Source organism: Arthrobacter sp. 05N33_2, from assembly GCF_056397425.1.
Genome location: NZ_JBFTNJ010000063.1, coordinates 1 through 19,511 on the forward strand (window position 1 = coordinate 1; position 19,511 = coordinate 19,511).

Annotated in this window: 18 protein-coding genes; 12 read left to right on the plus strand and 6 right to left on the minus strand. The window is 64.3% G+C overall.

Annotated elements, in window-relative coordinates; all coding sequences use genetic code 11:
- The 9 genes from AC1DHX_RS17305 to AC1DHX_RS17345 form a co-directional block, all read left to right on the plus strand.
- Positions 1-832 (plus strand): FAD-dependent oxidoreductase (locus AC1DHX_RS17305; protein ID WP_476900283.1); only part of this gene is annotated, 832 nt, incomplete at its 5' end.
- Entirely contained in the window at positions 829-1,590 is a 762-nt protein-coding gene (locus AC1DHX_RS17310; protein ID WP_476858334.1) for a DUF1365 domain-containing protein, read from the plus strand. The genes AC1DHX_RS17305 and AC1DHX_RS17310, both read left to right, overlap by 4 nt.
- On the plus strand, positions 1,587-3,044 hold the full coding sequence (locus tag AC1DHX_RS17315) for a class I SAM-dependent methyltransferase (RefSeq protein ID WP_476858335.1): 1,458 nt from the start codon (positions 1,587-1,589) through the stop codon (positions 3,042-3,044). The genes AC1DHX_RS17310 and AC1DHX_RS17315 overlap by 4 nt, the downstream gene beginning before the upstream one ends.
- A gap of 408 nt (positions 3,045-3,452) precedes the next feature.
- Positions 3,453-3,698 carry a glutaredoxin-like protein NrdH gene (gene nrdH / locus AC1DHX_RS17320; protein WP_018773329.1) on the plus strand — a complete coding sequence of 82 codons (246 nt, stop codon included), beginning with the start codon at positions 3,453-3,455 and terminating at the stop codon, positions 3,696-3,698.
- A 167-nt stretch (positions 3,699-3,865) separates the two neighbouring features.
- A complete protein-coding gene (gene nrdI / locus AC1DHX_RS17325; protein WP_223916943.1) occupies positions 3,866-4,270 on the plus strand; it encodes a class Ib ribonucleoside-diphosphate reductase assembly flavoprotein NrdI in 405 nt (134 codons plus the stop codon).
- A gap of 65 nt (positions 4,271-4,335) precedes the next feature.
- Positions 4,336-6,456 (plus strand): class 1b ribonucleoside-diphosphate reductase subunit alpha, encoded by a 2,121-nt coding sequence (nrdE, locus tag AC1DHX_RS17330; RefSeq protein WP_476858754.1) that lies wholly within the window; start codon positions 4,336-4,338, stop codon positions 6,454-6,456.
- Positions 6,457-6,546: 90 nt separating this feature from the next.
- A complete protein-coding gene (gene nrdF, locus AC1DHX_RS17335) occupies positions 6,547-7,521 on the plus strand; it encodes a class 1b ribonucleoside-diphosphate reductase subunit beta (protein ID WP_223916933.1) in 975 nt (324 codons plus the stop codon).
- A 484-nt stretch (positions 7,522-8,005) separates the two neighbouring features.
- Positions 8,006-8,263 carry a hypothetical protein gene (locus tag AC1DHX_RS17340; protein ID WP_476850104.1) on the plus strand — a complete coding sequence of 86 codons (258 nt, stop codon included), beginning with the start codon at positions 8,006-8,008 and terminating at the stop codon, positions 8,261-8,263.
- A gap of 66 nt (positions 8,264-8,329) precedes the next feature.
- Positions 8,330-8,755: an acyl-CoA thioesterase gene (locus AC1DHX_RS17345; RefSeq protein WP_476858336.1), complete on the plus strand. Its 426-nt coding sequence runs from the start codon at positions 8,330-8,332 to the stop codon at positions 8,753-8,755.
- A gap of 793 nt (positions 8,756-9,548) precedes the next feature.
- On the opposite strand, the gene AC1DHX_RS17350 is transcribed toward AC1DHX_RS17345, so the two are convergent.
- The 3 genes from AC1DHX_RS17350 to AC1DHX_RS17360 form a co-directional block, all read right to left on the minus strand.
- Positions 9,549-10,100, minus strand: a complete 552-nt coding sequence (locus AC1DHX_RS17350; RefSeq protein ID WP_476858337.1) for a hypothetical protein — start codon at positions 10,098-10,100, stop codon at positions 9,549-9,551.
- Between the two features lie 639 nt (positions 10,101-10,739).
- On the minus strand, positions 10,740-11,375 hold the full coding sequence (locus AC1DHX_RS17355; protein ID WP_476858338.1) for a hypothetical protein: 636 nt from the start codon (positions 11,373-11,375) through the stop codon (positions 10,740-10,742).
- Positions 11,376-11,617: 242 nt separating this feature from the next.
- Entirely contained in the window at positions 11,618-14,026 is a 2,409-nt protein-coding gene (locus AC1DHX_RS17360; RefSeq protein ID WP_476858339.1) for an alpha/beta fold hydrolase, read from the minus strand.
- Positions 14,027-14,095: 69 nt separating this feature from the next.
- Between AC1DHX_RS17360 and AC1DHX_RS17365 the strand changes: the two genes are divergently transcribed.
- Together AC1DHX_RS17365 and AC1DHX_RS17370 are read left to right on the plus strand one after the other, a co-directional pair.
- The gene (locus AC1DHX_RS17365; protein ID WP_476858340.1) at positions 14,096-14,728 is read left to right on the plus strand and encodes a TetR/AcrR family transcriptional regulator; all 633 of its coding nucleotides are present in this window, start codon (positions 14,096-14,098) and stop codon (positions 14,726-14,728) included.
- A gap of 26 nt (positions 14,729-14,754) precedes the next feature.
- Positions 14,755-15,615: a 3-hydroxyacyl-CoA dehydrogenase gene (locus tag AC1DHX_RS17370; protein ID WP_476858341.1), complete on the plus strand. Its 861-nt coding sequence runs from the start codon at positions 14,755-14,757 to the stop codon at positions 15,613-15,615.
- Between the two features lie 85 nt (positions 15,616-15,700).
- Here the strand turns inward: AC1DHX_RS17370 and AC1DHX_RS17375 are convergent, their stop codons facing one another.
- The 3 genes from AC1DHX_RS17375 to AC1DHX_RS17385 form a co-directional block, all read right to left on the minus strand.
- Positions 15,701-16,507, minus strand: a complete 807-nt coding sequence (locus AC1DHX_RS17375) for an SDR family NAD(P)-dependent oxidoreductase (protein ID WP_476900284.1) — start codon at positions 16,505-16,507, stop codon at positions 15,701-15,703.
- A 248-nt stretch (positions 16,508-16,755) separates the two neighbouring features.
- Positions 16,756-17,136 carry a nuclear transport factor 2 family protein gene (locus AC1DHX_RS17380; protein WP_476858343.1) on the minus strand — a complete coding sequence of 127 codons (381 nt, stop codon included), beginning with the start codon at positions 17,134-17,136 and terminating at the stop codon, positions 16,756-16,758.
- 271 nt (positions 17,137-17,407) lie between these two features.
- On the minus strand, positions 17,408-18,910 hold the full coding sequence (locus AC1DHX_RS17385) for a phospholipase D family protein (RefSeq protein ID WP_476900285.1): 1,503 nt from the start codon (positions 18,908-18,910) through the stop codon (positions 17,408-17,410).
- A 385-nt stretch (positions 18,911-19,295) separates the two neighbouring features.
- On the opposite strand from AC1DHX_RS17385, the gene AC1DHX_RS17390 reads away from it, so the two are divergent.
- Positions 19,296-19,511: hypothetical protein (locus AC1DHX_RS17390; protein ID WP_476900286.1), on the plus strand; the 216-nt coding region annotated here is incomplete at its 3' end.

Below are 19,511 nucleotides of genomic sequence, written 5' to 3' on the forward strand. Positions count from 1 at the left end.
GGCCTACCCGGCCCGCTACCTGTTCACCTTCCTGGGCCACCACGGCCTGCTCGGCGTCAAGGGCTCCCCGCAATGGCGGACCGTCACCGGCGGCTCGCGCAGCTACGTCAACAAGGTCGCCGCGACCCTGCCGGACATCCGGCTCGCCAGCCCGGTCACCACGGTGCACCGGCACGCCGACGGCGTCGACGTCACGTCCGCGCTCGGTGCCGGGACCGTGCGCGAGACCTTTGACGCCGTCGTCATCGCCACCCACCCGGCGCAGGCCCTGCGCATGCTCACCGACGCCTCGGCGGCCGAGAGGGCCGCCCTTGGCGGCATGCCGTATTCGGTGAACCAGACGCTCTTCCACCGGGACGAGGCCGTGCTGCCGGCCAGCCCCAACGCCCAGGCCTCTTGGAACTACCGGCTTCCGTCCTGCGACGCCCGGCCGGACAAGGTCCTGGTCAGCTACGACATGACCCGGCTGCAACGGCTGGAACCCGTCGACGGCGGCCGGTACATCGTCAGCCTCGGCGAATCCGAGCTGATCGACGACGCCACGGTCCTGGACCGGATGGTCTACGAGCACCCGCAGTACACCCCGGAGTCGCTGGCGGCGCAGCAGCGGATCCTCGGACTCGGCGACGGGCGGCTGGCTTTCGCCGGCGCGTACCACGGCTGGGGATTCCACGAGGACGGCGCCCTGTCCGGCCTCAAGGCGGCCGCCCGGCTCGGCCGCGACTGGGACCCGCTTCCCGTTAACATCGGCACGGTGGCCGTGGACCCGGACCTCGCGCCGCCCGCAGTCCAGCCGGCCGCAGTTCCGCCGGCCGCGGTGGAGGTGCCATGAGCGCGCCGGCCACCATCCATCCGGCCGGCCTCCACGGCGCGGCCATCTACCGCACTGCCATCGCCCATGTGCGGCGGACTCCGCTGCGCAACGCGTTTACCTACCGCAGCTACAGCTGGTATGTCGACGTCGACCATCTCCCGCAGCTGCCGCGCCTGCTGCGGCCGCTGGCGGGATTCCGGGTGGAGGACCACCTCGGTGATCCGGACGGCACCCTGCGCGGCAACGTGGAAAACTACCTTGCCACCCAGGGGATAAAGCCCGACGGCGGGCGCATCACCATGCTTGCCAGCGCCCGGGTGTTCGGGCACGTGTTCAACCCGCTGAGCGTGTTCTGGTGCCATAGTGCCTCCGGTGAGTTGCGCTGCGTCGTCGCCGAGGTCCACAACACGTACGGGGAGCGGCACTGCTACCTCCTCGAAACCGACGCCACGGGCAGGGCGAGCGTCCCGAAGGCGTTCTACGTCTCGCCGTTCAAYGACGTCGACGGCGAGTACCGCATGAAGCTCCCCGAACCCGGCGAACGGCTCGCCGTATCGATCGTCCTGGAACGGGAGGGACAGCAGCCCTTCATCGCCACCATGGACGGCGTCCGGCACCAAGCAAACGTGCGGAACATCGTGTCCGCGGCGCTCGCCGTACCCGCGGCCCCGCTGCGTGTCGCGGCGCAGATCCGCTGGCAGGGCATCAAACTGTGGGCGCGCCGCCTGCCCATCATCAAAAAACCACACCACCCTTCACAGGAGGCAGTTCAGTGACAATGACCGAAGCGACCGGATCCGGTACGGGACGGGCACAGGGCACCACTCACAGCAACGCAGTAAACGGCAGCGCAGTTGCCGGCAGCGCCGTCGACAGCGGGCTCGTCACCAGCAGGGTGCCGTACACCGTTCCCCAGCCTCCCGCCACCATCGATGCCGCCATCTGGCCCAGCATCGCCACGGTGCCCTCGAGCCTCAAGGCCCGTGTGGCCGGACGCGCTGCGGACGCCATCTTCAAGGCGGCCGTGCGCAGGCTGCCGCTGGAAGTCCGGTACCCGGACGGCACAGTATTGGGCAAAGCAGCACTGGGCACGGCTCCCTCCGACCGGGTACCCGCCGGCACCGCCTCTGACCAGGCTGCCGCCGGCTATCCCGTCATGACCATCAACCGACCCGTTGCCTTCGCCACCCGCCTCGGCGACGGCGGCCTGATCGGCCTGGGCGAGTCCTTCATGGCCGGCGACTGGGACGCCGATGACCTCACCGCCGTCATGGAGGTGTTTGCCTCCCGCGTCGGCACGCTCGTTCCCGAGCCGCTGCAGAAGCTGCGCGGCCTGTACCTGCCGCGCCAGCCGCGCAGGGAACGGAACACGGAGAAGAACACCCGCTCCAACATCTCCCGGCACTACGACCTCTCCAACGAGCTCTTCGCCTCGTTCCTGGACAGCACCATGACGTACTCCAGCGCCCTCTTCTCGGAAAGCGGCGACGCCCTGCGGAACGTGGCCTGGGACGGGCTGGCCGCAGCGCAGCGGGCCAAGATTGACCGGCTGCTGGACAAGGCCGGTGTGAAGGAAGGCACCCGGGTCCTGGAAATCGGCACCGGCTGGGGAGAGCTTGCCCTGCGCGCCGCCGCCCGCGGCGCCACCGTCTACTCCGTGACGCTCTCCAGCGAGCAGCAGGAACTGGCCCGCCAGCGCGTGGCCGAGGCCGGCTACGCCGACGCCGTCACGATCGAGCTCAAGGACTACCGCGCTGTGGAGGGCGAGTACGACGCCGTCGTCTCGGTCGAAATGATCGAGGCCGTCGGCTTCGAATACTGGGCCACCTACTTCCAGACCATCGAGCGGGTCCTGGCCCCGGGCGGCAAGGTGGCCATCCAAGCCATCACGATCGCCCACGACCGGCTCATGGCCACCCGCACCAGCTACACCTGGGTGCACAAGTACATCTTCCCGGGCGGGGTCATTCCGTCCGTCCGGGCCATCGAGGACATCACGGCGAAGCAGACCGGACTGCGCGTCCGCGAACGCCTCGCCATGGGTGAGCATTACGCTCAGACGCTGCGGCTCTGGGAAGAGCGGTTCATGGCCCGCGAGGACGAGGTGGGGGCCATGGGCTTCGACGCGGTCTTCCAGCGGATGTGGCTGTTCTACCTCTGCTACTCCCGGGCCGGGTTTGAAACGGGCTACCTCGACGTGCAGCAGATCGTGCTTGACTCCGCCTCCTAGCCCCGGTGTTAGAACAATCACGAATCGCTTGAGGCGGGCACCACGGTGCCCGCCTCTTTCGTGTGCCCGGACACCAGATGTAGTGGCCGGCGCCACCAATCCGGGTCCCCGCGGCGGCGCGCGACACGCCGTCTGCGGTGCGACACGCGGGCGTGATTAATGTGGCTAACTACTCCACAGGGTGTGGATTTCGTCCACCAAAATGGCGGAAATCCGGACATTTGGAGGGCCCCCTCCTGTGGATTAAAGGTGGGTTAAATGACATACTTGTAATACATCATCTTGGGGTCCMSMTGAGGCKCTTGCACTACATGTAGTATCGACATACAGTTCCAGCAGAGCATCAGCGCGGGACATCCGGAGCCGGGATTGCGCTCCACAGAAGACTTCAACAAAGGGGACAGGACCATGACCGTTACGGTTTACACGAAGCCGGCCTGCGTTCAGTGCAACGCGACCTACCGCGCGCTGGACAAGAAGGGCATCGCCTACCAGAGCGTCGACATTTCCCAGGACGCGGAAGCCCTTGAGCGCCTGAAGTCCCTGGGCTACATGCAGGCCCCCGTTGTCGTCACCGACCAGGACCACTGGTCMGGTTTCCGCCCGGACAAGATCGAAGAACTGGCGCAGGCTGCCGCCGTCGCTGTAGCCTGAAACGCCCTGTCGCCTGAAAAGCCCAGGACGCCGCTACCAGGGAAGAATTCACGGTAGATGAGGTGACCACCGTGGCTGTAACAACTGAAGATCGGGTGGCTGCCACGGCTGACGGCGGGGAAGCGGTCAGCACAGCAGCACCGGCCACCACCACCCACTGCCGGCTCATCTACTTTTCCTCCACCTCCGAAAACACCGCACGCTTCGTTGCGAAGCTGGGCGTCGACGCCGCCAGGATCCCCCTTTACCCGAGGGACGCTCCGCTGGTGGCCCGGGAGCCCTACGTTTTGTTGCTCCCGACCTATGGGGGCACCGGGGGAGAGGGATCTGTTCCAAAGCAGGTCATCAGGTTTTTGAACGATCCGGGCAACCGGAAGCTGATCCGCGGAGTGATCGGCGCAGGAAACACCAATTTCGGGGACAACTACTGCATGGCAGGGGACATCATCGCCGCCAAGTGCAAGGTCCCGCACCTATATCGCTTCGAACTCATGGGGACGCCGGAAGACGTCAACCGCGTACAACAAGGATTGGAAGAGTTTTGGACACGACTGTCGCAGACAAAGCAGTAACTGAAGGCGCAGGCCTGCACACGGGCACCGGCACCGCCGCCGCCGCTGTTGAGAAGAAGCACGAGATGCCGGCCGCCTACAAGGGCCTGGGCTACCACGAGCTGAACGCCATGCTGAACCTCTACGGCCCCAACGGGGAAATCCAGTTCGAGGCCGACCGCGAGGCCGCGCACCAGTACTTCCTGCAGCACGTGAACAACAACACCGTGTTCTTCCACGACCTCGAGGAAAAGCTCGACTACCTCGTCAAGAACGAGTACTACGAGCGCGAAACCCTCGACCAGTACACGATGAACTTCATCCGCGAGCTCTACAACCGCGCATACAAGAAGAAGTTCCGCTTCGAGACCTTCCTCGGCGCGTTCAAGTTCTACACCTCCTACACGCTGAAGACGTTCGACGGAAAGCGCTTCCTGGAGCGCTATGAGGACCGCGTCTGCATGGTGGCCCTGCACCTGGCCCGCGGCGACGAGAAGCTCGCCACCCAGATGGTGGACGAGATCATCGAAGGCCGCTTCCAGCCGGCCACCCCGACGTTCCTGAATGCCGGCAAGCGCCAGCGCGGCGAGCTGGTCTCCTGCTTCCTGCTCCGCATCGAAGACAACATGGAGTCGATCGGCCGGTCCATCAACTCCGCCCTGCAGCTCTCCAAGCGCGGCGGCGGCGTCGCCTTCGCGCTGACCAACATCCGCGAGGTCGGCGCGCCGATCAAGCAGATCGAGAACCAGTCCTCCGGTGTCATCCCCGTGATGAAGCTCCTCGAGGACAGCTTCTCCTACGCCAACCAGCTCGGTGCCCGCCAGGGTGCCGGTGCGGTGTACCTGCACGCGCACCACCCGGACATCTACCGCTTCCTGGACACCAAGCGCGAGAACGCGGACGAGAAGATCCGCATCAAGACCCTCTCGCTCGGCGTCGTCATCCCGGACATCACCTTCGAGCTCGCCAAGCGGGACGAGGACATGTACCTGTTCTCCCCGTACGACGTCGAAAAGGTCTACGGCATGCCGTTCTCCGACGTCTCGGTCACCGAGAAGTACTACGAGATGGTGGACGATTCCCGGATCAAGAAGACCAAGATCAAGGCGCGCGAGTTCTTCCAGACCCTCGCCGAGATCCAGTTCGAATCCGGCTACCCGTACATCATGTTCGAGGACACCGTGAACCGGGAAAACCCGATCGACGGCAAGATCATCATGTCCAACCTGTGCTCGGAGATCCTCCAGGTCTCCCAGCCCACCACGTACCACGATGACCTGTCCTACGACCAGACCGGCAAGGACATCTCCTGCAACCTGGGTTCGCTGAACATCGCCAAGACCATGGACTCGCCGGACTTCGGCCTGACCATCGAGACGGCCATCCGGTCCCTCTCGGCTGTCTCGGACATGTCCAACATCACCTCGGTGCCCTCGATTGCCCGCGGTAACGACCAGAGCCACGCGATCGGCCTCGGCCAGATGAACCTGCACGGCTACCTGGCCCGCGAGCGGGTCCACTATGGTTCCGAAGAGGGCCTGGACTTCACCAACATCTACTTCTACTCGGTGGTGTTCCACGCGGTCCGCGCCTCCAACCTGCTGGCCATCCAGACCGGCCAGACATTCGGCGGCTTCGAGAAGTCCAAGTACGCCTCCGGCGAGTTCTTCGACAAGTACACCGAGCAGGAATGGGTCCCGCAGACCGAGAAGGTCGCCGAGCTGTTCAAGAACATCCACATCCCCACCCAGGATGACTGGCGCGAGCTGAAGGCCTCCGTCATGGAGCACGGCATCTACAACCAGAACCTGCAGGCCGTTCCGCCTACCGGCTCGATCTCCTACATCAACAACTCCACCTCCTCGATCCACCCGGTGGCGTCCAAGATCGAGATCCGCAAGGAAGGCAAGCTGGGCCGCGTGTACTACCCGGCGCCGTACCTGACGAACGACAACCTGGAGTACTACCAGGACGCGTACGAGATCGGCTACGACAAGGTCATCGACACCTACGCCGCCGCCACGCAGCACGTGGACCAGGGCCTGTCACTGACGCTGTTCTTCAAGGACACGGCCACCACGCGCGACATCAACAAGGCCCAGATCTATGCCTGGAAGAAGGGCATCAAGACCATCTACTACATCCGTCTCCGCCAGCTCGCGCTGGAAGGGACCGAGGTAGAGGGCTGCGTCAGCTGCATGTTGTAGCTTCAACTAAATCGTGACAGTACGACGGCGGGCGCCCGCCCGCCGTCGTACGCTTTAACTAAGAACTAAACCCAACCTTTAGGGGATGACATGACCGAAAAGGTCAAGCTGCTTAGCCACGTCGAGGCGATCAACTGGAACCGCATCCAGGACGACAAGGACGTGGATGTCTGGAACCGCCTGGTCAACAACTTCTGGCTGCCGGAGAAGGTGCCGCTGTCCAACGACGTGCAGTCGTGGGCGACGCTGACCCCGGACGAGCAGCAGCTCACCATGCGCGTGTTCACGGGCCTGACCCTGCTGGACACCATCCAGGGCACCGTCGGGGCTGTCTCGCTGATTCCGGACGCACTCACCCCGCACGAAGAGGCTGTCTACACGAACATCGCGTTCATGGAGTCCGTGCACGCCAAGAGCTACTCCTCCATCTTCTCCACGCTGGCTTCCACCAAGGAGATCGACGAGGCGTTCCGCTGGTCCACCGAGAACGAGAACCTTCAGAAGAAGGCCCAGATCGTCATGGACTACTACCAGGGCGACGACCCCCTCAAGCGCAAGGTGGCCTCCACGCTGCTGGAGAGCTTCCTGTTCTACTCGGGCTTCTACCTGCCGATGTACTGGTCCTCACGGGCCAAGCTGACGAACACGGCCGACCTGATCCGCCTGATCATCCGCGATGAGGCCGTCCACGGCTACTACATCGGCTACAAGTTCCAGAAGGGCCTGGAGAAGGTCTCCGAGGAGCGCCGGCAGGAAATCAAGGACTACACCTTCGAGCTGCTCTTCGAGCTGTACGAGAACGAGGTCCAGTACACGCACGACCTCTACGACTCCGTCGGCCTGGCCGAGGACGTCAAGAAGTTCCTGCACTACAACGCCAACAAGGCCCTGATGAACCTGGGCTACGAGGCCATGTTCCCGGCCTCGGTCACCGACGTGAACCCGGCGATCCTCTCGGCCCTGTCGCCGAACGCTGACGAGAACCACGACTTCTTCTCGGGTTCGGGTTCGTCGTACGTGATTGGCAAGGCTGTCAATACTGAGGATGACGACTGGGACTTCTAGTCTCATGTGAGATGTCGACCTAGTTGGAAGAATGGCACCCTATTTGTAAGAGACGCATCGTCTTGTTGGAAGTCTTCCAAATAGCTACCACTAAAGCGGGCCTTGCACGGCAAATCGTGCAGGGCCCGCTTTGTGCGCTCTCAGCGGCTCTTGGCTTGATGACGACTGCGCAGGGAGTCGGTTCCAGCGGACGTTTGGAGTGCAGGCAGCGCATCGCTCGCTCCTGTTGTGCTCATTGAAACCTGGACGGCCCCGCACGCCATACGCGTGCGGGCCCATTTTTGCGGGACGCGACCCCAACATTTCCGCTTCATGGGCAAAGCACACCCTTCAGGCGCTCACCGCTCAGGCCGGTGGCGCGCCGGTCCTACTCCGCCGTCCGCTACGGGTTCCCGTCCGGCTCGAGGAGGGCCTAATTGGCGGCGTCGCAAAGCCTCTATAGCCGGGCGGCGCTGGTGGAGTGTGACGGGTCTACCCTAGTTGCATGGAGAACCAGAGGGGCCCGTTGTATCTGGACGTCGCGGCGAAGGGCCTGTCCCTGGCGGGCGTTGTGATGATGGTTTTTGGGCATGGCGGTTGGTTCACCGTCGGTCTTTCCCTCGTGTTCATCGGCGTGCTGATTGGGGCATGTGCCGTGGTGGCCGTCCGTCGGGTGCGGTCGCCTGCCGGTCCCGCCCGCCCCACACTTTTCGGCTCGTGGGGCCGAAGGGGCGGCTCCTCAGACGAGGATACGGGCTCCTGAACCGCGGGGCGGATCGGCTGCTTGCGGCTTCGCGGAGCAGTATTGTGGCAAGCTAAGGGGCGCTGAATGGCGAAGGTACCGATTGTTTACAAGAGCACGCACCGGGTCAAGTTCTCCGAGCTCGACCCCTACAACCACGTGAGCACGGGGGAATACGCGACCTATTACGCAGATCACCGGATGGAGGGCCTGCGGGACTACGTCGGTTGGGACTTGGAAACGCTGGGCACATTGCCGTTCATGGTCTTGGTCCGGAGAATGGAGATCGACTTTCTGCGGCCTGCTCGGGGCGATCAGGAGATCACCATCACGTCGTTCGTGCGCGAGTTCCGCGGGCCCGATGCGCTTATCGAGTGCGCCATGGTCGATTCCGGCGGAACGAACGTGTCGCGCTGCGTCATGACCGTTGCCCACGTCGACAAGGAAACGAGTCGCGCGACGGACTGGCCGGCCGACGTCATGGCGCTGTTCTTCGAAAAAGAAGCCCCATGAGCGCTTCGGGTCGGTCTATGAACCATTTATYGGTGACGAATGGTAACCACTCTCCGAACCAGGGACGAACAGGACCTTGGTTGACTACCTAGAGGCCGGAGTCGCCGTCTCCAAGTGTCTTCGCCAACTAGGTCAGTTATCCGACAGCGTAAGAGGCTGGAGAAAACCACGGAATGACGGTGATTAGTTTCTGGCAATTTCCGCCAACTAGCCTCGGGTCTCACACTTCCCCGGGTCTCTTCTCCTTTCTTCCTCTCTTCTGACCGGTTCCGGTCTCGACATCCATCCAGCTCGAAGGCCGTCGGCCGATCTAGTTAGTTTCGGCCGTGATCGCCCCAGCGGACCCCGTACGTCTTTTAGTGCGGGGCTTGTTGCATCGGCGCCCAATGCGAAACCTTGCACAAGTCCGTCCATGCAAACTCGGAGCACGACGTGGCACGTTCGAAAAAGCGTCTACGTTTCGCAGGCCTGCCTTAGCTGGTTCAGGAACCTGGTCGCTTCGACATCGAAAGTGCGTTGTCCTGAACCGCGGGCAAGGATGGTTTCCACATTTGCACATTCTTTGGCCACCGGGTCCGCGGCCATGGCCGGAGGCGCGGTGAGTGGAAATGAGGCTATGACTCCAGCGAGTGCCGCAGCGGTAAGATCTGCAGGGTTTTTAGGCGCACAATTGTTATCCCCAATAGTGCTGAACGGAATGCCGCCTTGTTCTGCGGCCAAAAGCGGTGGATGCGGCCTGGATGCTCTCACAGCAGCCATTGGCTAGATATATTCACCGGGTATTTTCTGCCGGTTATTGGTGGGGCCGCACTGTGAGAATAGCGAGGTCGGATTCGTTTTTGTCGGGGCTGATGACATTGATCAGGTAGTCATACTCTCCGTCATTGCCGGATGAACTGCAGACCGTTGCGACCCCAATGTCGTTGGAGCGCCTCCAGCATGTCCCGTCGGTTTTCATCTCGACTCCCGCTTTCGAAACCACAGCTTTGAGGTCGTCGGCAGTGATTTCCTTACCGGTGTTCCACCTGCGGTAGATGCTCGGGCACGGGTTGGTATCGAAGCAGAGGAACATCTCCCCCCGCGCGACGTTCTCCTCCAGCTTCCAGTCTGCCGGAATGGAGAAACGCTCAGTACGGGAGACCACATCGGCGGTGACCTTGTCTTCAGCAGAGCGCATAAAAAAGACACCCGCGGCTGCAGTGACAAGCACCGCCGCAAGGATGATCCATATTTTTCGCTTCACTGTGTTCCCCCAAGACTTCAGTGCCGGCACCGTATCGTCCAGCGGCCGGCGGCTGCTGAGTGCATCGTATCTGCTTGCGGATCGCTTGTCTGTCGGGGTCAAGTGCCAGTGCGCCGCCTGGCCTGGCACGAAGAAATTCCGGATTCACGTCATCCGGGCACGCGTCTGGCGCCAGATTCGCCGCACACATGTATTCGCTTACGTCTGCCGTATTCCGGTGCAGACGGTCCATCGAGTAGACGAGGACGAATTCCACGACCCGGCTTATCATCAGCTGACGGAGTTCGGGTACGCGGGTCGCAGTTTTGACCGCTGGCGGAGATGTCGTTGTCTTGCAGTTCGGCCCCAACCTCAAGGCGTGATCTGGGCGCCGGTCCACGGATTCGTGGGAGAGCTTGATGGGTTGATCGAACTCCACCCGCACCCGCACGAGGATTTCTCGGTCCCTGGCTTTGAGCGGCATCGGAGGCTCCGAGTTTGGTGGGCTGGTAGAGGAACGCTACCTGTGTCCGGCTCAGTGGGATAGGGCCGCGCCGTGCCCTTATTTGGCCAGCGAGAACTTCAACGATGCCATCCGGGCCTTGGGCTCCGGTCGATCTGGCGCGACTGGAATGGATTGAGCCCAAACCCTGCGGCGGCCATCTGCCCGTGGGCTCTGGTTCGGCCTGTTGAAGTGTTCGTGGACCCTGACCTAAAGGTCCGGCCCGGCCGCCAGTGAGGCGGCCGGGCCGGGTCCGTCGGTCAGGTGTAGCTCAGGCTGACCAGCAGTGCTTTGAGTTGGGTGTATTGGTTTGTCGCCATCCAGGCTTTCGCGGCCTCCCTGTTCGGGAACCCCGGGTCGCCGAAAAGGACCCGGGTGAACAGTCCGCCGTTGGCGGTGGAGACGAGATTGCACCATGATGCGACGCCCTCGCCCTCCTTCAGCGACCGGGGATCAGTTAGCCCCATGAAGTAGGCATCGCCATCACCAAAGGATTCCACAGCGAATCCGAAGACGGGCTTCTTGCCGTCCGGCGCCGTCATACCGGAAACTGCCTTGTGATCGAACACGTGACGCGTCACGGGACCGCCAGTGCACCCTGCAGTGACGCCGTTGGCCAGGAAGAGCAGATCGTTTCCCGCACCGTCAGCAACGGTGACCTCAACGCCGGGGAGGCCGGCGGGCGGGTGCACGGTTCGCACGGTCCACGTCTCCGGATAGGCGAAGGAGATGTGTCCGTCCGGGAACGTGAAGGTCTTCAGCGCGGGAGACCCGTGCTTACCCGCTGAGGCGGGAACCTCCGACGCCGGTACCGCCCTGGCGGCAGGTGCCGTCGGTCCTGCAGTGGAAGCAGGTGGGAAAGTCAACGTCGCCGTGCGGTCTGCCATGGTACTCACGACGAGGCTCGAAGCGGCGGCCGGAGCCCCTGGCTGTGGCCCACAGCCGGCAAGGGCGAGGCCGATGGAAGAACCTGCGATGGTGGCGGCAGTGAAGAGTCTGGCGCGATGTGAATGCATTGTGTAGCCCCCAATTCTTATGACGGCGGGCCGAACGTCCCGCTTGAAAACAAAGTTTCCGGGACGCTGCCAGTAATTACAGCCAGGGCAAGTTATTTATGCCTTCCGATCGCCCACACGCCTCAGATGGCCGCCGCCTGCCTCCCCGCCGGCACCCGTGACAGGAAGTCCTCCACCACCGCGGCGAACTCGTCGGGCCGTTCGATCTGCGGCATGTGCCCCGTCTTCAAGAACGTGTACGACTCGGCGTGTGGCAACGCTGCCACTGCCGCCTCGAGGTGGCTGAACGGGAGGATGTGGTCGTGGTCGCCCCAGACCACGAGCGTGGGAGTCTCCGACTGCGCCAAGGCCCCGAGGAGGGCTCTCCGCCACCCGGCCCTGACGCCAACGATGGTTCCGAGGTCGCGGGCGACGTCGAGGAGGGTTTGGCGGTGGGACGCCCGCTGCGACAAAGCGAACGCGTGGTCAACGCGGGCGTCGGTCACCAGTGCTTTGTCGTAGAAGATCGACTGGACGGTGCGGCGCGAAGCCACTGGATCCGGACGCAGCAGCAACGCCGCGAGCGGCCCGACCGCAAGCAGGCGCAATACCAGCGCAACCTCCTTGCCAAACCCGGCACTGTTCGCAAGAACCAGCGCCGAAACACGGTCCGGGTGTTCGGCGGCCAGTTTCATGGCGACGGCCCCGCCCAGCGAGTTTCCCATCACGGGGAGCGGCTCGTGCACCCCGACGGCGTCGAGGAAAGCCGGCAAGACGTCGGCCAGCTTCGCCAACGTCGCCAGCCCGGAAAGCCGTTCCGAGTAAGCAAATCCGGGCAGGTCCACGCTGTAAACGGCGTGGCGTGCCGAGAGCCGCTCGTGCTGCCCGTTCCAGTCCTCCAGGCTCTGGCCGATCCCGTGCAGGACCAGCACCGGGTCGCCGCTGCCGGTCTTCCGGTAGCGCAACCGCGTGCCTGCGACGTCGACGTATCCCGTTCCCGGGAGCGTCAGGGGATCCTGGCGCACACATGGCGCCCCACCGGACGCCCGCACCTGTTGTCCGCGCCGACCGAAACGGACCCGGTCGGTCAACCTGCCGGCCCTCAGGAGGGCAAAGTCTCGGAAGTAGTTCTGGTGCAGCCGCCACGGTGAACCGGAACCCTGCCGGGGCAGCTGATCGGCCCCGCGGAAAATGTAGCCGGCCTTCAGGTCAATCAGGGAGAACAGCTCACCGTTGGCGACTTCGGCAGGCGCCGCGGGCACCACCCAATGCAGTCCCCGCCGGTCAAGATGCTTCAGCAGCCGGCAGACGTAGCCTGCGACCAGATCCGCCTTCAGGGTCCACGATGCATTGGTGTACCCGATGGTGAGCGCAAAGTTGGGCACGCCGTCGAGCATCATGCCCTTGTAGGTCAGGGTCTTGCCCACATCCACGGGTTCGCCGTCGACGGTGAGCGTCATCCCGCCAATCACCAGCAGATTCAATCCCGTCGCCGTGACGATGACGTCGGCCGGGATTGACCCGCCCGAGACCAGGTCAATCCCGTCCGGCGTGATCCGGGAGATCCTGTCGGTCACGATGTCGGCAGTGCCTGCGCTGATCGCGCGGTAGAGGTCCCCGTTGGGGATCGCGCAGACCCGCTGGTCCCACGGCTGATACGACGGCGCCAGGTGCGTGTCCACCGCAAAGCCCTGCGGCAGCTTGGCGACCGCCGATTTGCGCAGGATCGCTTTCATGGTCTCCGGCCGCCGTCGGCTGAGCTGGTACGTGAACATCGAAAAGAGAATGTTCTTGACCCGAACGACGTCGTACGCCAGTTGCGCGGGCAGCTTGCCCCGGAGGCGGTCGGCCAGGTGGTCGCGGGACGGCACGGGGGCGATGTACGTGGGGGAGCGCTGCAGCATCGTCACCTTCGCGGCTGACTTCGCCATGGACGGCACAAGTGTCACCGCGGTGGCCCCGCTGCCGATGATCACCACCTGCTTGCCCTCGTAATCGAGGTCGGCCGGCCAGTGCTGCGGGTGGACGATCGATCCGGCGAAGGTGTCGGCGCCCTCAATGGCAGGGGTAAACCCCTCGTCATAGCGGTAATAGCCCGAGCACACAGACAGGAAAGAGCATGTGAACGTGGCCGCCTCGGCGGTGCCGGGTCCCGGGTCGCCGTGCCGGAATTCGCCCTCGGATGTGCGGACGGCCGTCACCGTCCACAGCGCGGTATCGCTGGACCAGCCGGCAGAGACCACCCGGGTGTTCAGCCGGATCTGCGGAGACAGGCCCTCGTCCGCAATGGTCGCCTCGATGTAGTCGCGGATCGAATCGCCGTCGGCGATCGCCTTGGCACCGGCCCAGGGCCGGAAGGAATAGCCGAGCGTGTACATGTCGCTGTCGGAGCGGACGCCCGGGTATCGGAAGAGATCCCAGGTGCCGCCCACCGTGCCCCGGGACTCCAGGATCGCGAAGGTCTTCCCTGGTGTTTCGCGTTTCAGCCGGCTCGCGAAACCTATGCCGCTCAGCCCGGCTCCGACAATCAACACATCCACGTGCGCGCTCATCACGCCAAGCTATCGACTTAAAGTCGAGAGAGTCAACACCGTGTTGATACCTCGCGTTAGGATGGGCGCATGGCTCCACGTGGAAGACGTACAGCACGGGTCTCGGGGGATGAACGCCAGGACGCGATCCTCACCACCGCCGAGGCGCTCCTTGGCGAGCGGTCCTTCGACGACGTTTCGATCGAGGAGCTGGCCCGCGGCGCCGGCATCTCGCGCCCCACCTTCTACTTCTACTTCTCGTCCAAGGATGAGATGCTGCTGGCCCTTCTGGACCGGGTGATCTCCGAGGTGGAACACCGTGTCAGCGAGTTGCCGCGAAATTTCGAAAGTGACCCCGCGGGAGCCTGGACGCGCTCCATTGGCATGTTCGTTGAGGTGTTCGTGGCGCATCGCGGCGTCGCCACCGCGGCGATTGCAGTGCGGGCCCGCAACGACGAGGTGCGCGCCCTATGGTCCAAATCGATGCAGTCCTGGGTCGATTTCTCGAGCGATGTCATCTCGTCGGAGCAAGCCCGAGGGGCTGCGCCGGACGGCATCGACGCCCATGACCTGGCCGTAAGCCTCAATCTCATGAACGAGCGGGTGATCACCGCCGTCCTCAACCGGGAGATTCCCGCGATCGCGGAGTCCCATGCCCTGGACGTGTTATCCACCATCTGGATCCGCAGTATCTATGGGTCCGTCAACCCCGGCCGTTCCTAGCGCCCGGGTGGAAAGGAAGAACCCGCATGCCCCACCAGATCAAGACCCTGACCGTGCTCGGCACCGGAGTGCTCGGTTCCCAGATCGCCTATCAGGCCGCCTTCCACGGATTCGCTGTCACCGCCTACGACGTCGACGGCGACGCCCTGGAGAAGGCCCGGGCGCGCTTCGCCCGGCTTGTCGGCATCTACCGGGCGGCTAACGTCGGCGGTGCCGGAGAGAGCAAAGCCGAGGCAGCTCTTGAAAACCTCCGCCTCACCGCCAACCTTGGGGACGCCGTCGCCGATGCAGACCTTGTGATCGAGGCCGTTCCTGAGCTGCTCGAGGTGAAGCGGGACGTCTACCGCACGCTCGCAGATCTGGCCCCCGCCAAGACCATCTTCGCCACGAACTCATCAACTTTGCTGCCCAGTGATCTCAAAGATTCCACCGGCCGCCCCGACCGCTTCCTCGCCATCCATTACGCCAACAACATCTGGGCGCAGAACATCGCCGAGGTGATGGGCACCGCCGAAACCGATCCCGCAGTCTTCGACGCCGTCGTCGACTTCGCGCGAAACAGCGGGCTGGAGCCAATCGAGATCAGGAAGGAGAAGGCCGGCTACGTGCTGAACTCCCTGCTGGTCCCGCTCCTGAACGCGGCCGCCGGCCTGCTGCTGCAAGGCGTCGCCAGCCCGGAAGCGATCGACAAGACGTGGCGCATTGCCACCGGAGCGCCGAGCGGTCCGTTCCAGATCTACGACGTCGTCGGGCTGGGAACCGCCTACAACATTGCCGCCTCATCGCCAGACCCCGGATCTCAGGCCTTCGCTCGGTACCTCAAGGCCAACTACATCGACCATGGCAAGCTCGGCGTCGAGACGGGCGAGGGTTTCTATACCTACTAGGTCTTCGCATGGGCTGACGGACGGTGCTGACGGACGGTCTAGCGGAGGGGGAGTGGCTGTGGAACCGCTTTTTACACGGACACGTTCAGCCCTGGCGGTTCGTGTCCAGGACGGTGACGTCCAGGGGCATGCGCTTGGCGCGACGGAGGCGTCCGGCCAGCACGTTGCGCACGCCGCGGGTCACCATGGTCGTCTTGGTCAGATACCGGAACTCGGCGGCGTCCGACGTTACCAGGTCCAGCAGCGGCCGCGCGGCGTCGTCAGGGGTCTGCCCCCACAGCCCGACGACGACCTGCAGCCCGCCCAGCCGATGCTCGTACCCGGGCTGGGACGTGACGTGCCCCAGCATGTCCGTGATCACCAGGCCCGGATTCATGCCAYGCACCCGGACGCCGGTGCCCTTGGTCTCCACCCGCAACGTCTCGGTGAATTGGCGCACCCAACGCTTGCTTGACGCGTACGCGTTCTGCAGCGCTACCGGCCCCTGGTCGCCGTGGCCGTACACGTTGACGAGGTCGCCGCGACCTTGGCCGATGAACACCGGCAACGCCACCCTCGACCCGTGGAACGTGCCGAGGATGTTCGTGCGCACCACTTGCGTGAAGTCCTCGACCGGCGTGGAGGCCGTCGGCCCGAAGACACCGGAAGCTCCGGCGTTGTTGACCCAGATGTCGAGCGTCCCGCGGCTAAGGGCCTCGTCGCGCAGGGCCTCGACGTCGGCCAGTTCACCGGTGTCGCAGTGACGCCCGGATGCCACGATCCCTTCCGCGTGCAGCCGCTCGACTGCGGCCTCGACGTCGGCGTCCGACCTGGACGCCAGCACCACCGTCGCACCCTGATGCCCCAGCAACCGGGCCATGGCCAACCCCAGGCCGCGCGTCGAGCCAGTCACGACTGCCACGCGACCGCGGAGGACATCTCGTCGCGAACCCATGCTTCTCTCATACGCGTAGTGACCGGGGAGAGCAAGGGCGCAGGCTTAGTGACAGTTCCGAGGTGGTTGTCCGCCGGGTGGTTCCCCGGCGGCGCTGTTCCATCGCATAGGGGCAATTGCCGGGGGTCTGTCGTCGACGCCGCGGACGGATTTAGACTGAATCATTCCGCGACGCTGGCGGCGTCTGCCTCGGGCGGGGAGGAAGATCAGCGGCCGCCTTGTCGTACGTAGTCGGCGGGATCGTAGTGGATCCGGAGTGTCGAGATCTTGCCGTTGTCGAAGCGGAAGAACTCTGCGAGCCGGACAATCCCGGCCGGCATGCGGGCGTCGTAGAGTATCGCGGAGCCATCTGCGCCGTGGACCTCTTGGATGATCTCGAGGTCCGACACCGTGGCGATGAAGCCTTTTACGCCTTGGCAGAATCCGGCGGCCCCTGTGCGCTTCCCTGCGATCGGACCTTCAAATTCGAGGTCGTCGACGAGCAAAGTGCGCAGCTCGCCGTCGGGGTCGAACGCATCTATGCCGGCGGCCAGGATCCGGTAGTAGCGCTGGAGTACGTCTGGCGCAGCCTTGCTCAGCGTGGACATCGGCAGCTCCTCCTTAAGATTGAAATCTTCAAGCTCTGCACATCGATCAGGCGGAGAACGCGGTTCAATTTGGACCGGATCGTCGCCGGTCAGGTTATATCCGTTGAGTACAGAAGTCACGACGTCGAGGAGGGCTGCCGCTGCGGCGTGGTGCTCGCCGTCGTCTGCCTGGGATGCACGAAGGCTGAGGCGGAGACGCAGCAGCGTGGCGGGGCTACAGTCCCCGGAGTCGTTCAGGCGTTCTGCTGGTTCGCGGCCGGCAGCGTCTTGCCTAGAACTGGGTAGTGCCGCGCAGCCGGCGGGGGCGGCCGTCTGGGTCCATGAGGAGGCGGCTCATCGGATCGGCCCAGAGGCGTTGGCGGGCCGACACCGGCTCTGGAGTGTGGTGGCGCGCGTGTCCCGCGGGTCGGGGGGAGCGGCGACCGGCTTCATGCCAGCGGTCGAGTGCGTCTGCGGTGGTGTTCCAAAGTTGGAGCCCGGCCGCCGGGTCGACGAGCCGGGGATCGTTCTGCTCCARGCCCAGGTGTTCGGCCCAGAGTTGGAGCCGGAGCCCGYGGGCCAAAGGCCGGAAAGTGTCGCGGCTGTTGTCTGTGCCGGGCGCCTCCCGGTTGTCGACAGTCGTGTCGAGTACGGCGCAGGTGAGCTCGCTGTCGTTGGTCCAGGACCGGCGGTTGAAGTTGTCTGAGCCGCAGGTGAACCAGGTGTCGTCGATGATGCAGATCTTGGCGTGGACATAGATCGGAGTTCCCGCGCGGTTCTCCAGGTCGAACACGCCGACCCTGTCGGGCGCGACCCGACGCAGCATGCTGATGGCACGCAGTTGCCCGATCCGGGCCGCAGGCCCTGCGAGAGGCCCGTCAGCGTCGGGGTAACGGGGCACGACGGCGATCACGTTCAGGTCGGGATTCCGGTCGAGGGCCTCCGCGATTCCGGCTGCGACCTCTTTCGACCACAGGTACTGATCCTCGACGTAGATCAGCGAGCGGGCGCGGGCGAAGGCTTTCGTGTAGGCGCGGGCAATGCTGCGTTCCCCGTCGGGCGCGAACGGAAACGGGGGACGTTTCACCCCGTAGGTGCGCAGCAGCTGCACGGCGTGCTTGCCCGCCGGTGGCGGTGGCGGTGCAGTGGCCGGGAGCGGTTCGGGGTGCCGGGGCATGCGGGCCAGACGTTGCAGCAGCATCCGGTAGGGGGTGCGCCGGTCCAGAGGATGCGGGTCGTTCCACCGTTCAGCAAATACTGCCAGGACATCTGCGACCACGGGGCCACGCAGTTCGAGGGCGGCATCGTGCCATGGCGGTCGTTTCCCGTACCGGGAATCCATACTCACGGCCTGCGGGTCTCCCGCGTGGTCGGCATCGTCCCGACGGCTGTGCGAAAGGTCGATCCCGCCAACGAACGCGACATCCCGCGACGGGTTGTCACGACGGCGGATGACGAAGATTTTTTGGTGATGGGAGCCAAACAGGCGTACACGCTGATCCAGCAGCACCTCTCCGCCCGCGTCGTTGACCTGACGGCTTAGGAGCTCATTGGATCGGCCGCTGATCGGGGCCGACACGCGCTCTCCATGGGATCTCCAGACAAGGCCCCGCACTTCCACTCCCTCACGGGCCAAGCCAGCGAGCACCTCACCGATCGACGGTCCGTCCGCCAGCAGCCGCTCGTCGGCGTCGCCACGCCAGTCGGTGAACCACACGCGGTCCCCGGCCTGCAGAGCCGTCAACTCCTCATGCAGCCGGGCGAAGTAGGTCGCGCCATGAATCAGGGGCCGCACAAGATTGCCCTCCGACCACGGCGGCGATCCGGCACCGCCCGCGTGTACGTCTGTGGCCAAATTCCCCCGCTCGGCGCGGCTCAGAAACCACGTACCAGCATCACTGTCCACTCAGTCCTTCTTTCGGCGCCCGAGCCCAGGGCACTAGTGTCCGGTCTTCAACGTAGCGACTGTGCTGCCCAATGTCACCGACCGGGTCAAAGACGCCGGTATCAGAGGACCCGTGGAACACCCGCTCCTGTCGGGCGCCCACTTGAACTGATACCCAGGGATTGCTTGTAAGGAAGGCGGCGCAGCACCGGATCAAAGCCGCTCTCCGGCCCTACCGGGATGACGCTGGACGGCCTATCGTGGTCCTGACATAGCCCGAGGGAAAGGAACGACGATGTTCACCCTGCAGATTAGCTATCCGGTCCGGGACTACGAGGCCTTTAAGAAGGTCTTCGACAGCGATCCCGCAGGCCGAGCCGCCTCCGGCGCCCGGTCTGTCCGCCTGTTCAGGGATACGGAGGACCAGAACAGCGTGGCCGTGCTCCTTGACTTCGACACCAGGGACGCCGCGACCGGCTTTCTGGATAAGTTGCGCAGCCAGGTGTGGGAC